Below are 20,254 nucleotides of genomic sequence, written 5' to 3'. Positions count from 1 at the left end.
TGCTTCCCGGCCGCTGCGCGACGGAAACATTGGAAACCGTGGTGACAGCGCGCACCCCGCCTGCCAGGAGGGAGATCAAAAGGGCACAAGCTAGGGAGACGTAACCCCTGACTCCTGTGCCTATGTATGATCCCTGTTTCATGACCCACTCCTTGTGCGGATTGATCATTCGACATGACGTATACAGCAGAGCGTGTGCCATGCAAGACTCAGCATGGGGGGATACATCCCGGTTTCGGGCGACAAAAGGCTGCTTTTGATAAGACGTTAGATAGTTGTAACTCACTCGCGTTTAATAATATGAACGAATATATGAAACATACTTTGACATTGATGAGCCGATCCATAGATATATTTCCGCAGTGATCAGAACGGATTTCTTGACTGGGAAACGGCAGTCTGATTCTCAAATGTGAGAATATTAGCCGGATCAAGGATGGCCTTTTGCGAAACAGGGTTGATACCTCCTTGCCTGGACGGCGGTGGGCGAGCGCGGCGGCACCCGTGCGGCTATTCAGAATGGGCACACTGAGGCGCTTGCAAAACCTCCTGCGTCGGTTCTGCAAGCGCCGTATTCAGAAGCCAGTATTCAGAATTCAGAATTGGAACTCGTGTTCTCCTATTCTGACTCCTGAATTCAGCCTCATGTTTTTTAGCTTCGGCTGCGTCCCGGGCCGAAGGCAATGCGGATGAGGCCCCAGAAGATCAGGAACCCGGGGATAATCGGCCAGAGGGCCAAGGCGGCGCCCCAGGGACGGGGACGAATGGCGTGAAAGGCCAGAACCAGCCCACCGCCGGGTTCGTTGTTCAGCGGCCTGCGGAAGCGGAACTCGTGGCCGTGCTCGGGCATGGCAATCTGAATCGCAGCCCCCGATGCGGCGGCGCCAGCCTGCACATCCATCATTTTTTGAGCCACGAGTTCAAGCCCGTCGCGATCCTGCGCGTCGAGTTGCTCCTCCACCTGACGTGCGTAACTGGCATCGAAATTGCCGCCGTTCCAACCGGCCTGGCTTTGCTGGCCTTCATCAAAGATGTTGTTATCCACGCGCAGAGCGGCGCGGCGGTTGACGATGCCCATCTTGACCTGCTGCTGCACGACGTTTCGGAATTGCACACGGGCGTCTTCATTAAGGGATTGCTCGGCTTGCGACAGGGTCACCGCCTGCTGCAAGACCTTGCGCGCCTCCTGCTGCTGTCCCGATTTCAGCAATTCGTCCAACTGGGCGAGATTGCCACGAGCCGTGGCGAGGCTGGAAACCGTGGTTTTCTTGTTGAAGGCGTCGTAGTCGCCCTTGCCGAAAGTGCGGAACAAGGGGACGGTCTCCTCGCGCTCGAACGCGCCGCGCGAAAATTCGAGCGCGAACTCGGGAGGCACAAAGAGATGCCATTCAATGTTGCGCAGCGGCAGATCGGGAAAGGCGGGCGCGCGGAGCGCCTGATGCCCCGCCAGCGCGCCGCCGGGAAGGGCGTCGGCATAGACGAGCGAAACCGTGGCCCGCTGACCCACGGCTGCGGTTTCGAGCGGGATGTTGAGGATGCCGTCGGCGCGGGCGCACGGGACCTCTGCGCCGTTGACCAGCGCGGACCAGAGGACGGCCTCCGGGGACGGCAGGGTCACGCGCAGGAAGCGCATGTGACCGGGATCGAGGGTCATGGTCGTCTGGGCGAGAAGGCGGCCGCTGCCGGAGACGACGGTCACAATCCTGACGGCTTCGACGGTTGCGGGAAGCACCTGCGCCGCAGCGTGACGGGTCACCGAGAGGGGGAGGGTATAATCGTCACGCATGGCGCGGTAACAGAGGATCGCGGACGAGAGGTCGCCGGCGTTGAAGACGTCGGGGAGTGATCGCGCGTTCTCGGGCTGGAGTCCGGCGGTGTCCCCCTGCGTGGCGACTTCGACACGACCGGGACAGGTGACTACAAGCCAGGTCGCCTGGCGCGCGGTATCGAGCAGCGCAAACGGTTTGATCACGACGCTTCCAGCAGCGGGATCGTAAGGCTCCTGATATTGGCAGACCACGTCGTACGTGCCTTCGACCTTGCCATGCAACTCAATCTCCCAGACCCGTCCATTGGCATCGGCGGTTTCATCGAGCGGCCGGACGCGTGCGATCTGACGTCCGCTGACGGTGAGCGTGGCGTCACGCACCGGCACGCGGACCCGGAAGAAACGGACCCCCGCATTGGCGATGCGGTAATGCAGATGCATGCGATGGCTGAGCATCCCTTCGGCAAGCTCGACGCGGTGGAGCAGGTCGGGCTTGAGCACCGGGGGCATCACCTCGGTGCGCAAAGTCAGAGACCAATCGGGCCTCAGCAGATCAAAGATCATCGCGGTCGGCGTCGGCGTCTCGTCGCGGCGGACAGTCACGCCAGTCTGCTGCTCCACTGCAAGCCGGATGCCGCGCTCAGCCGAAATGGCGAGGCTGCCCGTGTGGCGGCGGGCGTTTGTGACGGTGATGCGCGGGATGGCGAGAATGGGCGGAATGCCCCGCATGGGCGCGGCGAGCACAATGGCAACGGGCGTGGTATCCTGGATGCGGCGGTTGAACCAGAGGTCAATCCCGCGTCCGGCGCGTCGTCCATCGTCCCAATGGCTGACCGCCGGGCCAGAAAGAGATTCGATCTCATAGCCATCCGGAATCGCCAGTTGCACGCCGAAAACGCCCGCGCGGGCCACGGTGATCTGCAAGCTGGAGCTGAGGATGCTGCGCTCGTCGCCGAGACTGAATGCCGCCGACTCGGCGACCCGCAGCTCGGGCTGCACCTCTTCGACGTGGAGGGCGATGCGGACCGCATCAGGGTCGTCGTAGCGGAAGGCGCGGCGCAGCGGCTCGGCGTCCACGCTGGCCACAGCCCGCGCCTTGCTGGCGGCGACGGACACCGCAGCCGCAGCCGTGGCGGCGAAATCGGCGGAGTCAATGGGTGTGACGCCGGCCAACTCGCCGAAGCGGATGAGGAGCGACTCGGGTGCAGCGACGGCGAAGCGACCGCGCTGGCGGGCAACCCCTTCGGCAACCGGCGCAGCGAGGCTGATGGCAACGGGTGGCGTGTCACAGGGCGTTTGCAGCGTGAGGGTCAGGGTGACGGGTCCGGTCTGGGGCTTGGCCATGACCGCCTCGATGCGGCGCGTGGCGGGGTCGAAGCGCCAGGTTGCCAGACCCGGCGCGGCAACGTCGATCGCCGTTGCGGAGCCGGGCAGACGCAGGGCGAAGACGCGGGTCTCGCCCTGAACCACGTTGAAGATCGCGCGAGCCGTGGCTTCAATCACGCCTGGCCGGACACGGGCAATCGTCGCGATGTCGGCGTAAACAACGGTCTCCTCGGCGCGGGTGTCGCGGGCGCGGGGTCGCCAGGTCAGCGTGACCGACTCGGCGGGGATACAGGTGATCTCGGCGGTTGTCGAGCCGTCCGTCACTGTGGATTCGAGCCAGGCGGCCTGGTCGGCTCGAATGTCGAGGTCGGTTGCCGGAACGGTGAGCGTGAGCGTGTTGATGAGCGTCTGGAACCACGGGAGGGTCAGGCCGGTCGACTTCTCTTGGAGGGTCAGAGGCTCACGCATGGTGTAGGAGAAAACATGCGTGCCGCGGTCGCGGACCGTCAGCGTCAGGCTCGTTCCGGCGGGCGACAACGTGTAACGGATACCGTCGGCGTCGGACTCCATCAGCACCGACTGATGCGGGAGGATAAAAACCTGATTCCGCTCCGTGGTTCGGAAATGGAGGGTCCAGCGGACCGCGGCAGTCGGTTCGTCGTGCGGAGTCGGGAGGGGTGATCGGACGACAACGGTCAGCGCATCCAGCACCGGCAGAGGCTGCGCGTGCGCCGGCGCAGGGTCGGCCGCAGCGAGGCGAGGTGCGGTGACGCATAGGCACGCGCCCAGCAGCGCCAGGGCGATGAGCAGGCGCGACGAGGCGCACCCGGATTCAAGATCAACAGGCGCGAGCGGTTCGGACGCCGCCTCAGCAGGTATGGGCGCATCATGCAGCGGCGGTGGCGATGGACGTCTGCACGCGCGGATGATCAGCCGCAGGACGGCAGCGACGCAGGCGAGGCCAATCGCGAGCAGGCCGGCACCGACGGCGGGTTCGGCGAAACCGGGAAGCTGGAGCGCCACCAGCCACAGGCCGGACAGCGCGAGCGCTGCGCCACTGCGGCGGCGGACGAGCGCGAGCAGCAGACCGGCGAGCGCGAGGCCAGTCGATGTCGCGACCAGCGGCAGGGACGTGCCGCCGAGAAAACGCGGAACGACGGTGACGGTCACGGCGAGCGACGCTTCGCCCGCGAGGGTGGCCGTACGGTAGAAGCGCTGGGTCTGGTGATTGCGCCTGGGAATGGCGAACGGAGAAGCCATCGCGCGCGGCCGTTCGGCGGTCATCGCGCCGCCTGTGGCACGGCTCATAGCAACGCGGTCGGAGGTGGAGACCTCCCACGTGGCAAAGGTGATCGGCGCGCCGGGAAGGCGCGGCGCGGTAAGGGTCACGACGCCAAAGCGGCGGGTGCGGGCCGAAGCCTGCGCGTAGATGACTTCGATGGGAATGGCCTGATTCGGGTCGCGCGGCCGTTCGACCGGAATGAGGAGACGGTCGTCCGATTGCTGCGCCGGAAGGTTGCGGGCCGGAACTTCGGCGGTGGCGGCCTGCCGCACGCTCCACGCGGAGGCTCCGGGCGGCAATTGGATCTCCAGATATTGACGCGAGGTATTCTTGACGTGCCAGACGGCCTTGGTCACCGACTCGCCGTCACGGCCAAGGGTGGATGAGAGCGCGAGATAGTCCACCACCTGATCGATCGGACGGCTGCTATCCAGCGCGCTCAGGCGCAGGGTCGCGGCATGCGGCTTGCGGGTGTATTTCCAGGCACTGACGACTGGGGCTGTGACTGTGGCCGCGTAGCCGGCGGGAATCTCGTCGCGCGGGATGCGGATGAGCATGGCGGGCGAGACGCCTCCCTCGTCTACGCGGAGGGGCGCGGAGGTGGCAATGGCGATGAAGCCCAGCTCACTGGCGGTGTCGAGCGTCTCGATCTCGCCCACGGTGAGCTCGGCGTTGTCATAGGCGACCGGATGGTCATAGCTGAGCAGGATGGTGAAATCGCCGAGGACGCGGTTGGCGAGGCGGACGGTGCAGACGTCGTTGCTGCGGGACCAGGATTCAATGCCGACACCCGTGACGTCAATCATGGGGATCGAGGCCGGGACATGAAACCGGAGGGTTTGAACAGGCGCGCCGCTGACGTGTCCGTTCACTGCGGCGGAAACATACACGACGCCGGGTCCGATGGACACAAGGTGGAAGACCTCGGAATGAATCGCGGATTTCGCGTACTCGAGCTGGATGCCGAGCGACCAGGCGGCGTCACGGAACCGGTAGGCAAGTTGGGCACCCTCGGCCTTGAAAGAAGCCGAGGCCGTGTGGATGTCGTGAAGCTCGGTCGGAGTACGCGGCGAGAGGCGGATGCCCTGTTCGGCGGCGGCAACGAGTGTGCCGCGGAGCGCGCGCGCGTTGGCAACGGCAAAGGTGGGCACGGCGAAATGGTCCCCCAGCGCGGCGATGCTGGCTTCGAGGCGGACGGTCACGAGCGCCTGACCCTCCACCGGCGCGCGGAAGGGGATCACGATTTCTCGGCCGGCGTCCGTGGCGCGCGTGTCCACATCGCTCTCCGAAAACTGCCTGCCAGCGACCGAAACCACAGACCAGCGGGGATCGGCCGGGATGGCGATGCGGATCTCGCGGGCCGGGGCATCTCGGATGTCGAGCTGGATCGAGGCCTCGGCGACTGCGGTGCCATTGGCGACATTCAACAGGAGGTTGATGTCGGCATGGATGGCGGATGCGATATTGTCGGCACCGATCATGATCGCGTAGGGGACGGCGGCGTATTGCCAGGCGAATAGGCCGCGTGCCGGGACATGGCGCGGATCGGTGGATTCCACGGCATTGGCGCGCGGGAAGGCCGAGGGGTCGATCTGGGTCAGTCCGGTCGAGTCGGCAACCTGGAGCTTGACGGCACTGTCGGTGCCGAGCAGCAGGCTGCCGCCGGCGCGGATGACGTTGAGCGGGACGAGAACGGGGATGTCGGATTTACAGGGGAAGGAGGCGAGGGTACGCTCGCAGACCACCCCCAGCCGGTAGTCGTCACGCCGGGGGCGGGCGAGCTGCACGCGCAGCCGAGGCCGCGCGGGGTCGGTCCGGTCGATGCGCCAGTCCTGAATGTCCGCGCCCACGACGCTGACGATGTTCACATCGGGGACATCAAACAGCATCTCCGCGAGCTGGCCCTGGGCGACGCGATAGGAAAAGATGGTGTCGACGCGGAGCGTCCCGGGGCTCGCCGAGGCGACGGTGTGGATGTCGCAGGTCGCCACGAGTTCGGAATCGGCCTGCCGGATCTCCGGCTTCCACAAAACGGCGAAATCGGGGGTTAGCGCCAGATTGGCGTCGGTCGTCGGGCGGCCTTCGGGATCACGCCGGGTCGCGCTGTTGGCCGCGCGGGGGATCTCGATCTGCAGGTTCGGCTGGTCGGCGGTGATCGTGACCCGCCGGACCGGCAGCACGGGCAGCGCGAAACCGGCGCAGCGCCAGTCGTTGCTCACCGTGGTGCGGGCGGCGAAACGGACAATCACGCGGCCACTGCGCGCGCGGGTGAAGCCGGGGGCGAGCGTGAGGCGCAGGGCGTCGTCCTCCCGCATGAGGGCGACCCCAGCGGGCAGCTCCGCGCTGCGGACGGCAATCGCGCCGCGGACGACGTCAATGGATTCGCCGCGGGCGAGATCTTTGAGGTCGAGCTGCAGCACGAAGGCGGCGTTATTCCCCGTAATGGCGCCATCGAGGGCAAAGCTGTTCCAGCTCGCGGCGGCGGAGGAGGATGCGGCAGAGGTGGCGAGGAGGATGAGGAGGAAGCGGAGACAGCGAAACGTGTTCATGGATGATCCTTTCCGAGTTGGCATGGCTATTATACGCTTCTCACGGGCGGTGTCTTGGAAATAAATGCAGCGTGTAGGACGGGACGTATCGGACCGTCCACCGCCGCTCTCGCGCCGCTCATGCCACGATGCGCGGTCCGATACGTTCCGCGCCACTGGGCTGCCGCCGCCGTCCGGGCGCGAGCAAGTAGGACGGGACGTATCGGACCGTCCACCGCAGGATGCGCGGTCCGATACGTCCTGCGCCACTGGGCTGCCGCCGCCGTCCGGGCGCGAGCAAGTAGGACGGGACGTCTCGGACCGTCCACCGCAGGATGCGCGGTCCGATACGTCCCGCGCCACTGGGCTGCCGCCGCCGTCCGGGCGGGAACCGATATGATCGCCATGCATCATGGGATCAGCCCCTCCACTTCGGGATCGGCCACCGTTTGGGGCCAGTCACGCCATGCCGCACACAACCCCGCCTTGACGGGATTGTGCAGCGTGTAGCCGACGCTCCGCAGCCACGCGTCGGCGTCGCGGCACCAGTGGTCGAACGGTTCGGATTGCCAGAAGTTGCCGCGCGTTTCCATCGCAGCGTTGACCTGTCGCGCCGTCCAGGACATGAACAGCGCCAAGTCGGAGCAGAGCGCATCATTCCGGCCTTCGGTGTTGCGCAAGACCAGGTGCATGTGGCTGGGCATCAGCGTCGCGGCCCAGATGCGCCAGCCGCGCCCGCGCAGCCAGTCGAGATTGCCGAGGACCACGTCCGAAACCGCCGGAGCGCACAGGTCGCGCGGGCTCCGCGCGGCGGCGTCGAGGATGGCGTCGATCTGCAGGAAGCGACGCCGCCGCTCGGCGAGTCGGCAGTCATCCCGGGCCACATGATCGTCCGCGCGGTCCGATACGTCCCGCGCCACTGGGCTGCCGCCTTCGTCCGGGCGGGAGCAAGTGGGACGGGACGTATCGGACCGTCCGCTGCGGGATGCGCGGTCCGATACGTCCCGCGCCACTGGGCTGCCGCCTTCGTCCGGGCGGGAGCAAGTGGGACGGGACGTATCGGACCGTCCGCTGCGGGATGCGCGGTCCGATACGTCCCGCGCCACTGCTTCGCGCTCCGCGCGCAATTCGGCCGTCACACGCGCGGGCAGACACCCCTTGCGGCAGAGGGTCACGAAATAGGCATGTTCGGCCACCAGCCAGTGCGGGAGCCGTCGTCGGCGGAACACAAGCGTCGGATTGGCGCCGGTCATAGAACCTCCCCCTCGACGCCAGCGAGGCGGTCGCGGTGATTCGCCGCAATGAATAAAAAAAAGTGGGACACAGGTTTTTCTCACTTTGCCAGGCGATCAGCGGCTTCAATGAGGCGGAGAAGATCGGCGAGGCGGGCGTCGAGTTTGAATTCCATTACGGAGGGTCGGAGGACGTCGGCCACCTCTGCAAAGCTGAACCCGTTGGCATAGGGACTGCCGCGGAGCCGTTCGGCAAAGGCTGCGGCGCAGGCGGCAAGGCGAAATTGCGGACGGGTCGACTGGAAGGAGGCGGCCAGGTCGGCGGCGAGGATTGAACGGCTGATCTCGGCCACTGGACCGCCTCCAGAGGGGCGGTAGCGGACGCGCACCATGCCGAGCGGCGCCTCAGCGGCGGCGCGGGGGGCGAGGGCCAGACGCTCGATTTCGTAGAGGGCGGTAACCGACTGCCCCGAGCCGATCTCGCCTGCGTCGACGGTGTCGTCTCGGAACTGCTCCGCCGTGAGGGCTCGGTTTTCGTAGCCGAGCTGGCGGTAGCGAGAGACGGCGGCGGGGAACCATTCGACCTGGATCTTGACGTCCGAGGCAATGGTGTAGAGGGTCGCGGCGAGATCGTCAACAAAGGCGCGGCGCACCGTCTCCGGGGCGTCGAGGAAGCGGTAGGTGCCGTCGCCGCGGTTGGCGAGCTGTTCCAGCATCTCGTCATTGTAGGCGCCGCGGCCGACGCCGAAGACGGCGAGGGTGATCCCCTGGCGGCGGGCGGCGTCAATGTGCGTGAGGATGTCGGCGGCCGCGCCGGCGCCGAGGTTGGCCACGCCGTCGGAGAGGAGGATGACGCGGTTTTCGGCTCCGGGACGGAAGGCGGCGGCGGCGCGGTCATAGGCGAGGCGGAGCCCCGCCTCGAGGTGGGTCGAGCCGGTGCATTGGATGCGGTCGAAGGCGGCGAGGACCTCTTTGCCCCCGGTGGCCGCGGCGGGATCGGCGAGGACGCGGGCGGTGTCGTTGAAGGCGATGAGCTGGATGCGGTCGTCGGGGCCGAGGCGGCCGAGCAGTTCGGCCAGCGCCAGCCGGGCGAGGCCGAACCGGTCGGGCTGGGCCATCGAGCCCGAGGCGTCCACGACAAAGGTCAGGACGGCCGGGCGGGCCTCCTCGCGGCCCAGGCGACGGCCCTTGATGCCGAGACGGACGAGCGAGGTGCCGTGGCCGAACGGCGCGGGCGAGCCCTCGACAAAGATGCGGAACGTGGCGTGGTCGGGGGCGCGGTCGCCATAGTCAAAAGCATTGACCACCTCTTCGGTGCGGACCGCCTCAGGCTCGGGAAGCTGACCGGCGAGGATGGCCTGGCGCGTGCGCGTGTAGGAGGCGGTGTCGACGTCAATGGCAAACGTCGAGAGCGGCTGCTCGGCGGCGGCGACAAAGGGGTTGAAGACGGCCGGCACGCGCGGCTTCGCGGGCGCAGGTTCCGCCTTCGGGGGCTTGGCCGGCGCCTTCATCCCGGGCGCGGGGGGCGCGATCCTGGTGGCCCCCGGCGGAAACATCTGCGTCGGCGCTGGGGGCGCCGGGAGCGCGGGCTTCACAGGTGTGTCCGGCCTTTCTTCATAGAAGCGCTCAATGTTGTCCTGCCTGTCGTCTGGCCAGCCGCCTGTCTTGCCGCCGCCCGCGCCCATCTTGCCGCCTTTGGAATGAACGCGGCCGTTGTCATCTTCAGCAAAGTAGGATGATCGCGATTCTTTCTCCACCTCCTCGGCGACGGTGGAGTCCTGAAGCCACATCGGACCGGATTCAGTCTTAACCTCTTCTCGTAAACGTCTTTCCGGGATGTCGCAAGTGCCTCCGACATTCAAGGGTGGAAAGTGAAATTCCTTTGCAGAGAATTTGTGCAACACGATGCCTTCTTTGGATTCATAGGGTCGATCAGTTATGGTCGTGTCATTCTTTCCGTCTTTCTGTCCTGTCTCTGCACCCCTTCGGGAAAAGTAACTAAGAATTACAGGCGCTTTGACTTGTTCAACGGCGGTGCCGTGTGAAACCGGCTTGTCGTCACCTGGTGGTTCTGGGGCGGCTGCTCGCGAAGCGCTGCCAAGTCCGAGTTCCGTGGCTTTAATCAGTTTACCTGACTTGAGGTTAATCTTGCCTTCGAGCAAGCCCGCCTCCGTATGGTCCACGGACGCATCGCCATTCTTGTCCGGCTTTGAGTACGTACCGTCGATGCCGCCCCGACCATCCTTTATTAGCCATGCATAGCTTGTCCATCCGGGTTGGTTTTCAGTATCGGTCTCGCCGGCCAAATCTCCCTCTCTGTCGACAATGGCCCTCTTTTTGACCTTTCTGACGAAAACGGGTTTCTCTTCGCCTGCTCTGAACTCAGTCTCATGGCTGATGCCATCATCGTAGCCATAGGCGACTTCACTGCTGTTTAGACGGTCAATGCACACGCGGGTAGCAACCGCTCGATCTCCGCTGCCTTTGGGGACACGATAGGGGCGGGATTCGAAGCCCGGGAAGAACAGGGAGGCGCTGAGGACGATGAGGAGGGTGGCGGCGAGGCCGATGACGGGGCCAAGCCAGAAGCGGGTGCGGCGGCGGCGCGCACGAGTAGGCGGCGGCGTGGCGAGGATGGCGGTCAGCCGGGCGGGGTCGAGCGCGAGGGGCGCGGCGGCGTCGGCGGCGAGGGCGGCGCGGAGGGTGTCGAGCAGGGGCGCGAGTTCGGCGGCCGCCGCACGGCAGGCGGGGCAGGACGCGATGTGGGCGCGGACGTCGTCGGCCTCCGCCTGGGGAAGATCGCCGAGGAGGCAGGCGGTGAGGCGGGGTTCGGTGGGGCAGGTAGTCATACACCCTCCTTGCGGCGGACCTGGCGGGCCAGCTTTTTGACGGCGGAGTGGAGCAGGGCGCCGACGGTGCCTCGGGGGCGGTTCACGGTTGCGGCGATTTCGTCATAGCTCATGTTCTGCTGCAGGCGCAGCAGGATGACCTGGCGTTCGGACGGGTCGAGCGCGCCGAGGCATCCGAGGACCAGGGCGCGGCGGTCGTCATCAGGCGCCGCGTCGGCGTGGGTCCCGCCGTGAAGGATCTCGGCCTCGGCCGCGCCGCAGGCGTGGAGGCGTTTGCGGCGCGCTTCGCCGCGGATGAGGTCCACCGCCTCGTTATGGGCGACGCGGAAGAGCCACGGCTTGAGGTCCCCGCCGGCTTCCTGCGAGGGGCTCCAGTTGCTGCAGAGTTTGATGAACACCGTTTGCACGACATCCTGAGCAAGAGTGGCATTGCGCAATAACCGGGAGGTGTAGCGCAACAAGGGCTGCTGGTAGTCCCGGACCACGGCGGCGATCCGTTGCTGCCGCAGGTCCGGGGCCGGGTTTGTTTCATCCGTTGGGGGAGGCATATGCGTTCCTCTACGGGCCGTTACATCCCTGATACGTCCCTCGCGTCCGGCGTGTTGGACTTTTTTTCAGCAGCCTGCCCCCTGCGGTGGGTGGGAAGCAATGAACTGCTACGTGTTGAACAATACTCCCAAATGAATAGGACATCAAATGATTTTTCGGATTTCAGAAACGGTTTTGCGTTATAGGCAGGAGTGCAGCGGGATCTCCGTCCACTAACTCCCGCCAGCCAGTAGCCAGTGTTGCACTGGCTACTGGCTGGCGGGAGGCAACCGCTCGTATGCACGCGAAGAATTACGAATGAATAACCGATACCGACCCCGATTCACCTATTATGCTGATCGCGCTTGATTTCCGCGCCCGCACGCGCCACAATACACGCCATTCATGACATTCACTTGGCGATCACAAGCAAAGGGCTCCTCATGATCGACTTCATGCAGCAGTACAGTCCCATCAATCAAGCGCTGATGGCCACGTTATTTACCTGGGGCTTGACGGCAGCGGGGTCGGCGCTCGTTTTCTTCACCAGAACGGTCAATCCCAAACTCATGGATTCGATGCTGGGGTTCGCTGCTGGCGTCATGATTGCCGCAAGCTTCTGGTCCTTGCTCGCACCGGGCATTGAGATGGCCGAACACATGGGACAAATTCCCTGGCTGACGGCGGTGATCGGATTCCTGGTTGGCGGGTGTTTCATGAGGCTGGCCGACCGTGTGCTGCCGCATCTTCATCCCGGGCTGTCGATCGGGCACAGCGAGGGGATCAAGACCTCGTGGCAGCGAAGCACGCTGCTGGTTCTCGCGATCACCTTGCACAACATTCCGGAGGGCCTTGCGGTGGGTGTGGCCTTCGGGGCCGTGGCGGCGAATCTTCCTTCCGCCACGATAGGAGGAGCCCTTGCGCTGGCCATCGGCATCGGCCTACAGAATTTCCCCGAAGGGGCGGCGGTGTCCCTGCCCTTGAGGAGAGAGGGAATGGGGCGGATGAAGAGCTTTCTCATGGGGCAGGCCTCCGGGATGGTCGAACCCCTGGCAGGGGTACTCGGCGCCGCATTTGTTCTGTACATGCAGGATTTTCTCCCCTATGCCCTGTGCTTTGCCGCCGGCGCGATGATCTTTGTGGTGGTGGAAGAGCTGATTCCTGAATCTCAGCGGAACGAGGCCAACATCGATCAGGTGACCATGGCAACCCTGGTGGGCTTCGCGGTGATGATGCTTCTTGATGTGTCTCTGGGATGAGGGGTGACACGAGCGATCTTTCGTGCTATTGTGGCCCATCTGTTTCGGTAAGCATCGATGGCCGTGAACGGTCACGAACGTTCTGACAACGAAGGGTGTGTTAATGGGCATGACACGCCCTTAAGAGAAAAGACAGGAACCCATGCAAGTCAACGCGCATGCATCCGAGGAATCCCGCCTGGAACCCCTCCCCGATGATGTCAAAGCGGCCAAGCGGCTTGGCGAGGCTCGCGCCCGGGTTCAGGCCGAGTTGAATAAAGTCATCGTCGGCATGGACCCGGTGATTGATGAGGTCATGGTCGCCATATTCAGTGCGGGCCATGGACTTCTTGAAGGGGTGCCGGGACTGGCCAAGACGCTGTTGATCAGTTGCCTCGCCAAGACCCTTTCCCTGTCCTTCCGTCGCATTCAGTTCACACCGGACCTGATGCCTTCCGACATTACCGGAACCGAAATCCTGCAGGACGATCCTCAAACAGGCCAGCGGCGGTTTGTTTTCAGCAAGGGTCCCGTTTTTTCCAACATCATTCTGGCAGACGAGATCAACCGGACCCCGCCCAAGACGCAGGCGGCGCTGCTGGAAGCCATGCAGGAGAAGAAGATTTCGGCCGGAGGGGAGGACTTTCGCCTGGACAAGCCCTTCTTCGTGCTGGCGACGCAAAACCCGCTGGAACAGGAAGGCACCTACCCGCTTCCGGAAGCCCAACTAGACCGGTTCATGCTCAAGATTCTGGTGGGTTATCCCAGCGAGGAGGATGAAATCCGGATCATGAAGACCATCACCACCCGGATCGAGCCCGAGATGAATCTGGACGCCGTCTTGCGTAAGGACGAGATCCTGGCCTTGCAGGACCTGGTGCGTCACGTGCCGGTGGCGGATCACATTTTCAACTACGTGGCGGCTCTGGTCCGGGCCACCCGGCCCGGCGGAACCGGGGCGCCCGATTTTGTCAACCAGTGGGTGTCCTGGGGGGCGAGTCCGCGTGCCTGTCTGTGCCTGATTGGCGGCGGTAAGGCCCGCGCCCTCTTGCACGGGCGCTTCCACGTCGCCATCGAAGACATCCGGGCCCTGGCCCCCTCGGTTATGCGCCACCGGATCGGGCTCAACTTCGCCGCGCACGCCGAGGGCGTGAGCACCGACGACATTGTCAAGCGGCTGCTCACGAGTATCCCCTGTGAAGAGAAACTCTACGATGCCAAGCCCAAACACCGGGCAACGGGGGTCTAGGTACCTCGATCCCGAAATTCTTTCCGAGCTGGGTCCGCTCGATGTCGTTGTACGGCAGATCGTCGAGGGGATGCGGGTCGGCATGCACCGGAGTCACCTCCGCGGCTTCAGCACGGATTTCACCGCGCACCGTCCGTATGTTCCCGGCGACGAGACCCGCCGCATTGACTGGAAACTCTACGCCCGTACCGGACGGTACTACATCAAGCTGTTTCAGGCCGAAACAAACTTCACGGCGAATCTGCTGCTGGACGCCAGCGTCTCGATGCGTTATGCGTCCGGCAAGATCAGCAAACTGGAATACGCCAAGTACATGGCGGCCAGCCTGGCGTACCTCATCGTGGATCAGCATGACTCGGTGGGGGCCGGCGTTTTTGACGGCGAATTGCAGGAATACATAGAGCCGACGAGTTCGAAAGCCGTGCTGAGCCGCCTCTCGCACGCACTGGAGCAGGCGCAGTCGAAACCACGCACCGATGTCGCCGCGATGCTTCACGAGTTCGCCCGACGGATGTCCCGGCGCGGAGTGGTGATTCTCTTTTCCGATCTGTTCGATCATACCGAGGCCTTTATCCAGGGTCTCAGCCACCTGCGCTTTCGCGGCCACACCGTGATCGTTTTCCATATCATGGATCCCTATGAACTCGAGTTTCCGCTTCAGGGAATGCGTCGCTTCCAGGGGATGGAGAACGAGGGAGAAACGATCACGCACGCCTCCCGCATACGCGCCAGTTATCTGGCTGAAGTGGAAGGGTTCATCAATCAGATCAAACGCGCGTGCGCCAAGTTGCTGGTGGACTATGTCCTGGTGAACACCCGCCAACCGGTCGAGACCGCCATCGCCAGCTATTTGGTTCAGTGCTCCATGGCCAGGACTATGAGGTGACCCACGTGACACCGCGTTTTGCCATTCTTGTGTGCCTCGCCGGGGCGTGGAGCGCCTGCACGGCCTCGCGCGCCGATACGATCCAGACCGCAGGGGTCCGTCTGGAGGGCGAGACGACGGTGCGGGAACGGGCGATCCTGATTGGCGGCTCCGCCGTCCCGCTGAACGGGATCATCGCCGTGATCCGGGACACGGGGGCAAACACGTTCGGCGCCCTTCAGGCGATCCGGCTGAGAAACGGCGAGATCTGGCGCGCCCGAATTCTCGGCCTGGAGTCGAACCGTCTGACGGTGATCAGCGATCTTTTCGGCCGTTGCACGATCGGCACCGAATCTGTCGCGGCGCTGGATTTCTCATCCTCGCCCGACCCCGGCGTTTTACACAGAACCGGAGCGCTCTATCGCACACACGGAGAACCGATTCCAGGGACGCTTCTGTGGATCGGGGAGGATATGCTGGCGGTGGATTGCCCGCTGGGCGCATTGACCGTCCCGAGAGTCGGGACGCTCTATTACCTGTTCGAGCATGACGCGAGCCCTTCTGCGGCGGGACCGGACGACGAAATCGGCCTGATTGACGGAAGCATTATTCACGGCCGCCTGAGTCTGGGCGCCAACGGTCTGGAGATGACGCATGCCGCGTTGGGCGCGCTATCGGTTCCCTGGGCCGCCGTGCGCTACGTCAGGCGATCGCCGCCTGGATTGATGCGCCTTGGAGTGCCGCCCGCCGGCGACATCGCGATTCGCGATCCCGCCGGTCGGCCCACCGCTGCGCGGCTCATCGATTACCGCTATGACGGGGAGCGGCGTCCGCCGATGCCGAGTTGCCTGACGGCGGTGCGGATGCAGGCGGGCACCGTCGCTCAGTATCGTCTGCCGGCACGAAAGGGGCAAGACTCGATGTTCCACGCCGTGGCGGCTCCGGTCACGGGGTGTCGCGGCGATGTGCGGATCGGCCTGCGGGTCTCCGGCGAGATCGTGTATGAGCGATTGCTGGCACCCACGAACGCACCGGTGGCGGTTTCAATCCCGCTGCCGCCGGGCGACACGCTCACCATCGACGTCGATTTCGGCGGACGGATACTGCATCCGTGCGGGGTCGATTGGCGGGACCCGTGCGTGGTGTTTCGGAGTGAGTGAAAGCGCAACGACATGGCATTTCTTAACTCAATCTGGCTTTGGATGGGGCTCGGGCTCCTCGGCGTCGCCGTTCCCATTGCCATTCACCTGCTGAACCGCTTCTACGGGCGAAGGACGGAATGGGCGGCGATGGAACTGCTTCGCCGGGCGCTGGTGATCCGCGCGAACCAGGTCCGGATCGAGGATCGGCTGATGCTGTTGTTGCGGTGTCTGGTGATCGCGTTGTTGGCCTTGGCGCTGGCGCGGCCCACGATCAGGACCGAAGCCGGCAAATGGGTGGGCGGGCAGCGCCGCGTGGGCGTTGTCATTGCGATTGACGGCTCGTACAGCATGGCGCACGGCGCGTTCACCACCCGGTTTGCCCGGGCCGTCGAGCGCGCCAGGGAAATTCTCGGAACCGTCGTGATTGGCGATCCAGTGACAGTCGTGCTGCTGGGCAGCCGTCCACGGATCCTCCAGCGATCTGTCGGCTACATGCCGGAGCAGGTCTCCACGCTGTTCGACGAGAAACTGGCGGTACTGCCGGAGCGGCTGAACCTGGAGCCAGGTCTCGACCAGATTGAAGAGCTTGTGCGCGAGCTCAAGACGCCCGTCAGGGAGTGTTATCTGATCACGGACGCGCAGGCCGTAACCTGGGAATCGCTTTCCGACAGGGCCAGGCGTTCGCTTCGGCAGATAAGCTCGCAGGCCAATCTCTTCATTGTGCCGGTTCAATCCGACGGCGAGGAAAACCTTGCCGTGGGGGGACTGGAGTTCGTTTCCGGAACCGTGCGAAAATCGGGGACGGCGCGTTTCGCGGCCGAGATCCATAATCGGGGGACCCGGCCCCGGACGGGCGCGTCCGTGACCTTCCGTGTCAACGGCGAACCGGTCGGGCAGCAACCGCTGGAGACGATGGAGCCGGGGCAGACCAAGGTGGTTTCGTTCGTGAGCCGTTTCGATGCTCCCGGGTACGCCACGCTCAGCGTGGAATTGAGCCCCGACGAACTCTCGTCCGACAATATCAGCCGCGCGGTGGTTCGGATTCCGGCGACCATTCGCGTGCTCTGCGTGGATGGCGACCGCAAACGGGCGCCGTTCGAGAGCGAGACGGACTTTGTGAGTGCCGCTCTGCGCCTGAAGCAACTGGCACAGAACGGTCCGGTTGCGGTGACGACGGTGGTGCCCCAGGAGCTCGCGTCTGAGACCTTCCGCGATTACGACGTGATTCTGATGGCCAACGTGGACCACGTGCCGCCCGAGCAGGTCGCCCGGCTGTTCGCATTTGCGCGGGACGGCGGCGGACTCGTCGTCTCGCTGGGCGGCAACGTCGACTCGGAACACTACAACTCGGTTTTCCGGGAGAACGGCGAATCGCTGTTGCCAGGGGAACTCGTCGGGCTTGCGGAAAGTCCCGCAGAAGGGACGGACGGATGGTCGATTGCCCCGTCCCAATCCCGGCATCCGCTGTCGGCCCTTTTGAGGTTCCTGCCGCCGGACCTGCTGGACGCAGGGGGATTTCACAAGGCCTTCCGGGTGAAGGCGGATCGTGACGCGCAGGCGATCCTCACATTCACCGGCAGCGATCTGCCGCTGCTCCTGGAAAAGCGGCTGGGACGCGGGTCTGTGCTGCTGTTCACGACCACGCTGGATCGGGCGTGGACCGATTTCCCGGTGCAGCCCCTGTATCCGATCCTGGTTCAGCAGATGATCACCTGCCTGATTCACGCAGGGGCGACGGAACACGTCACGGTCGGAGAGCCGATGTTCCTGCCCGTCGGCGACCGTGAGGCGGGCAGCACGCTGATCCTGCGCGGTCCGACCGCGACAGATACGCTGGTCAAGGTTGTCGAAAGAAACGGACAGAGGGTCGCGGCAGTCGACGGCGCGGACGCCGCCGGGTTCTACGAACTCCGCTCGGAAGACGGCACGGGGCTTTCGCTATCGGTTGCGGTCAATGTGGACCCGGGCGAATCGGACGTGAAGATCGCCGGACGGCAAGCGATGGAGACGCACCTGTCGGATATCCCGTTACGACTGGTCCAACCGGATGGCAATCTGCCTCTGATTGTCAAGGAAAGCCGCGTCGGACGCGAGCTGAGCGGAGCACTTTTATGGCTGGCGCTGGCAGCGTTCGTCGCGCAGAGCCTGCTGGCAAAGAGGTATACCAAGCGAATGGCTGGCGGCCTGAGCGACATGAGCCGCACGGTTCAACAGCGAGACGTGGTTGCCGCGAGGAAGGCGTAGCGCGTGGGGTGTGGGGAGAAGTGTTCTGAACACACGGCGAGAGCTATGGAGATGCGAAGCGTTCTGAACAAATTACTGGGACTAGAGGCGAGCGATGTTCTGTCCGAGCCGGACGTATTCTTGCGGCAGGGCTGGGGCTGGGCCTTGCTGGTGATCTTCTGTGCCGTGGCATTCGCGGTCTGGCTCTATCGCGCCGAAAGGAGTCCGTCGCGGATTCGATGCGCGTTGATGGCAACGTGTCAGGCCGCCGCAGTCGCGCTGATCTGCGCCCTGCTGATGAAACCCGCCATTGCGTACAAGCTGGTCAGGCCGATCCGCCAGACCGTCCTGATTCTGCTGGACGCTTCCGAAAGCATGGCCCTCGTGGATAGGCGCGAGGACCCGCGCGACGTGGAGGAAGCCACCGTCGCGCTGGGCAGGCTATCTCCGGCGGAGACGCTCCTCTCGGGGCAGCTTGAGGCGTTGCGGAAAGACGTCTCCTCCGTCTCACGATTGAAGCTGGCGCAGGCGGCGTTAGAGAATCCGGCCATCGCCCTGCCGGCCAAACTCGACGCCGACCACGACGTGCGGTTCTTCACCTTCGACGACAGCCTCAGACCCTGCGACGGAGAAGGCCCGGGGGTGGAATGGCTGCTCGGGCAGGAGGCGACCGGCCGAGTCTCGCGCGTCGGCTCAGCCGTCGAAGAAGCGGTTGCGCGCTACGCGGGACAGATGATCGCCGGTGTCGTGGTGCTGAGCGATTTTGCCTGGAACGCCGGGGAAGATCCGCTGGTTGTGGCCCGTCGCTTCGGCGAGAGGGGCATTCCCATCTACACAGTCGGCATCGGCCTTCCGGCTCCCCCCGACATTTACGTGCGGCGGATCGTGGCGCCGGACGTTGTATTCTCCGGCGACAAGGTTCCTCTCCGGGTCCAGTTCGACTCCGTCGGCTATGATCGGCAGGACGCCAAGATGACGCTTCGGGTTGATGGAAAGCCGGTGCAGAGTCGGACCGTGACACTGGCGGGCGGCACGCAGTTCGAAGAGATACTCTTCACCCCCAGGGAAGCGGGCTCAGCGACTCTGGAGGTGGCGGTGATTCCCCTGCCTGAGGAGGCGAGCACGAACAACAATCAGGTGGCACACCCCGTGCGGATTATCGATGATCGGATCAAGGTGCTGTACGTGGAAGGCATGCCCCGGTGGGAATACCGCTACCTGCGCTGGGTTTTGCTGCGTGATCCTCGTCTCGACGTGAAGTTTCTGATGACGCAGGGGGACCCCAATCTGGCGGCGATCTCGCCATACCACGTGGCGAAGTACCCTGAAGACAGCGCCGAGGCGATGAAGAACGACCTCGTGATCATCGGCGACGTTCCCGCGACTTTCTTCACGCCCGCGCAGATTGATCTCATCGAAGCGCTTGTCAAAACCAGGGGCGGATCGCTGTTGATGCTCGCCGGTCCCATGGGTGCGCCGTCGAGCTATATCAACACGTCCATCAGCCGGATGCTGCCCGTCGTCATCGGTTCCGGCCAGTGGATGCCCGTGTCCGACACCGTGCATCCCGTCGTCACGCCGGAGGGAGAGCAGAGCCGGATCGTGTCCCTCGTGCTGCCCAGGGAGCGCAATGAGCGGCTGTGGGAGGCGGTCAAACCGCTGGGCAGCCTCCCCGAGTTGTCCGGGGCCAAGCCCGGCGCTTCCGTTTTGCTGTCGCTTTCGTACGCGACCGACCGTTCGAAGCCTTATCCGCTCGTAGCCTGGCAGCGTTACGGCAACGGCAAGACCATGTTCGTCGGGACCGAGGATCTCTGGAGGCTTCGCCGGGAGGCGGGCGACACGCACCATGCTCGGTTCTGGGGCCAGGCCATCCAATTCCTCACCCTCTCGCGGCTGCTCGGCGAAAACAAGCGGATCACGATCGAGACTGACCGAGCCTCGTACGTGGCCGGCGAGCACGTGCAAGTTTTTGCCAACGTGTTGAGCGACGCCTACGAACCGGTCCTGCTGCCATCGTTTCCCGT

The 20,254-nt window shown here is 64.5% G+C and carries 10 protein-coding genes; 6 read left to right on the top strand and 4 right to left on the bottom strand.

The window, feature by feature from the left end; genetic code table 11:
* Positions 1-652 precede the first annotated feature (652 nt).
* The 4 genes from FJ222_07865 to FJ222_07850 all read right to left on the bottom strand — a co-directional run bounded on the left by FJ222_07865 (position 653) and on the right by FJ222_07850 (position 11,533).
* A complete protein-coding gene (locus FJ222_07865; GenBank protein MBM4164341.1) occupies positions 653-6,925 on the bottom strand; it encodes a hypothetical protein in 6,273 nt (2,090 codons plus the stop codon).
* A 389-nt stretch (positions 6,926-7,314) separates the two neighbouring features.
* Complete coding sequence (locus tag FJ222_07860) at positions 7,315-8,157, bottom strand: hypothetical protein (GenBank protein ID MBM4164340.1); 843 nt, start codon at positions 8,155-8,157, stop codon at positions 7,315-7,317.
* An 80-nt stretch (positions 8,158-8,237) separates the two neighbouring features.
* On the bottom strand, positions 8,238-10,985 hold the full coding sequence (locus FJ222_07855) for a DUF3520 domain-containing protein (protein ID MBM4164339.1): 2,748 nt from the start codon (positions 10,983-10,985) through the stop codon (positions 8,238-8,240).
* Positions 10,982-11,533, bottom strand: coding sequence for a sigma-70 family RNA polymerase sigma factor (locus FJ222_07850; protein MBM4164338.1), 552 nt, complete (start codon positions 11,531-11,533; stop codon positions 10,982-10,984). Before FJ222_07850 ends, FJ222_07855 begins: the two co-directional genes overlap by 4 nt.
* Positions 11,534-11,956: 423 nt before the next feature.
* Between FJ222_07850 and FJ222_07845 the strand changes: the two genes are divergently transcribed.
* From FJ222_07845 to FJ222_07820, 6 genes are all read left to right on the top strand, one after another.
* Positions 11,957-12,772: a ZIP family metal transporter gene (locus tag FJ222_07845; GenBank protein MBM4164337.1), complete on the top strand. Its 816-nt coding sequence runs from the start codon at positions 11,957-11,959 to the stop codon at positions 12,770-12,772.
* 142 nt (positions 12,773-12,914) lie between these two features.
* Positions 12,915-14,000 (top strand): MoxR family ATPase, encoded by a 1,086-nt coding sequence (locus tag FJ222_07840; GenBank protein ID MBM4164336.1) that lies wholly within the window; start codon positions 12,915-12,917, stop codon positions 13,998-14,000.
* Complete coding sequence (locus FJ222_07835; GenBank protein ID MBM4164335.1) at positions 13,966-14,886, top strand: DUF58 domain-containing protein; 921 nt, start codon at positions 13,966-13,968, stop codon at positions 14,884-14,886. Before FJ222_07840 ends, FJ222_07835 begins: the two co-directional genes overlap by 35 nt.
* Positions 14,883-16,025: a hypothetical protein gene (locus FJ222_07830; protein MBM4164334.1), complete on the top strand. Its 1,143-nt coding sequence runs from the start codon at positions 14,883-14,885 to the stop codon at positions 16,023-16,025. Before FJ222_07835 ends, FJ222_07830 begins: the two co-directional genes overlap by 4 nt.
* Positions 16,026-16,037: 12 nt before the next feature.
* Positions 16,038-18,251: a hypothetical protein gene (locus FJ222_07825; GenBank protein ID MBM4164333.1), complete on the top strand. Its 2,214-nt coding sequence runs from the start codon at positions 16,038-16,040 to the stop codon at positions 18,249-18,251.
* 45 nt (positions 18,252-18,296) lie between these two features.
* The coding region (locus FJ222_07820) for a hypothetical protein (protein MBM4164332.1) at positions 18,297-20,254 on the top strand (1,958 nt) is incomplete at its 3' end.

The sequence above is a fragment of the Lentisphaerota bacterium genome, from assembly GCA_016873675.1.
GTDB lineage: Bacteria > Verrucomicrobiota > Kiritimatiellia > RFP12 > JAAYNR01 > VGWG01.
Note: the sequence above shows the minus strand (reverse complement) of the source record. Positions and strands in the feature narration are given on the sequence as shown.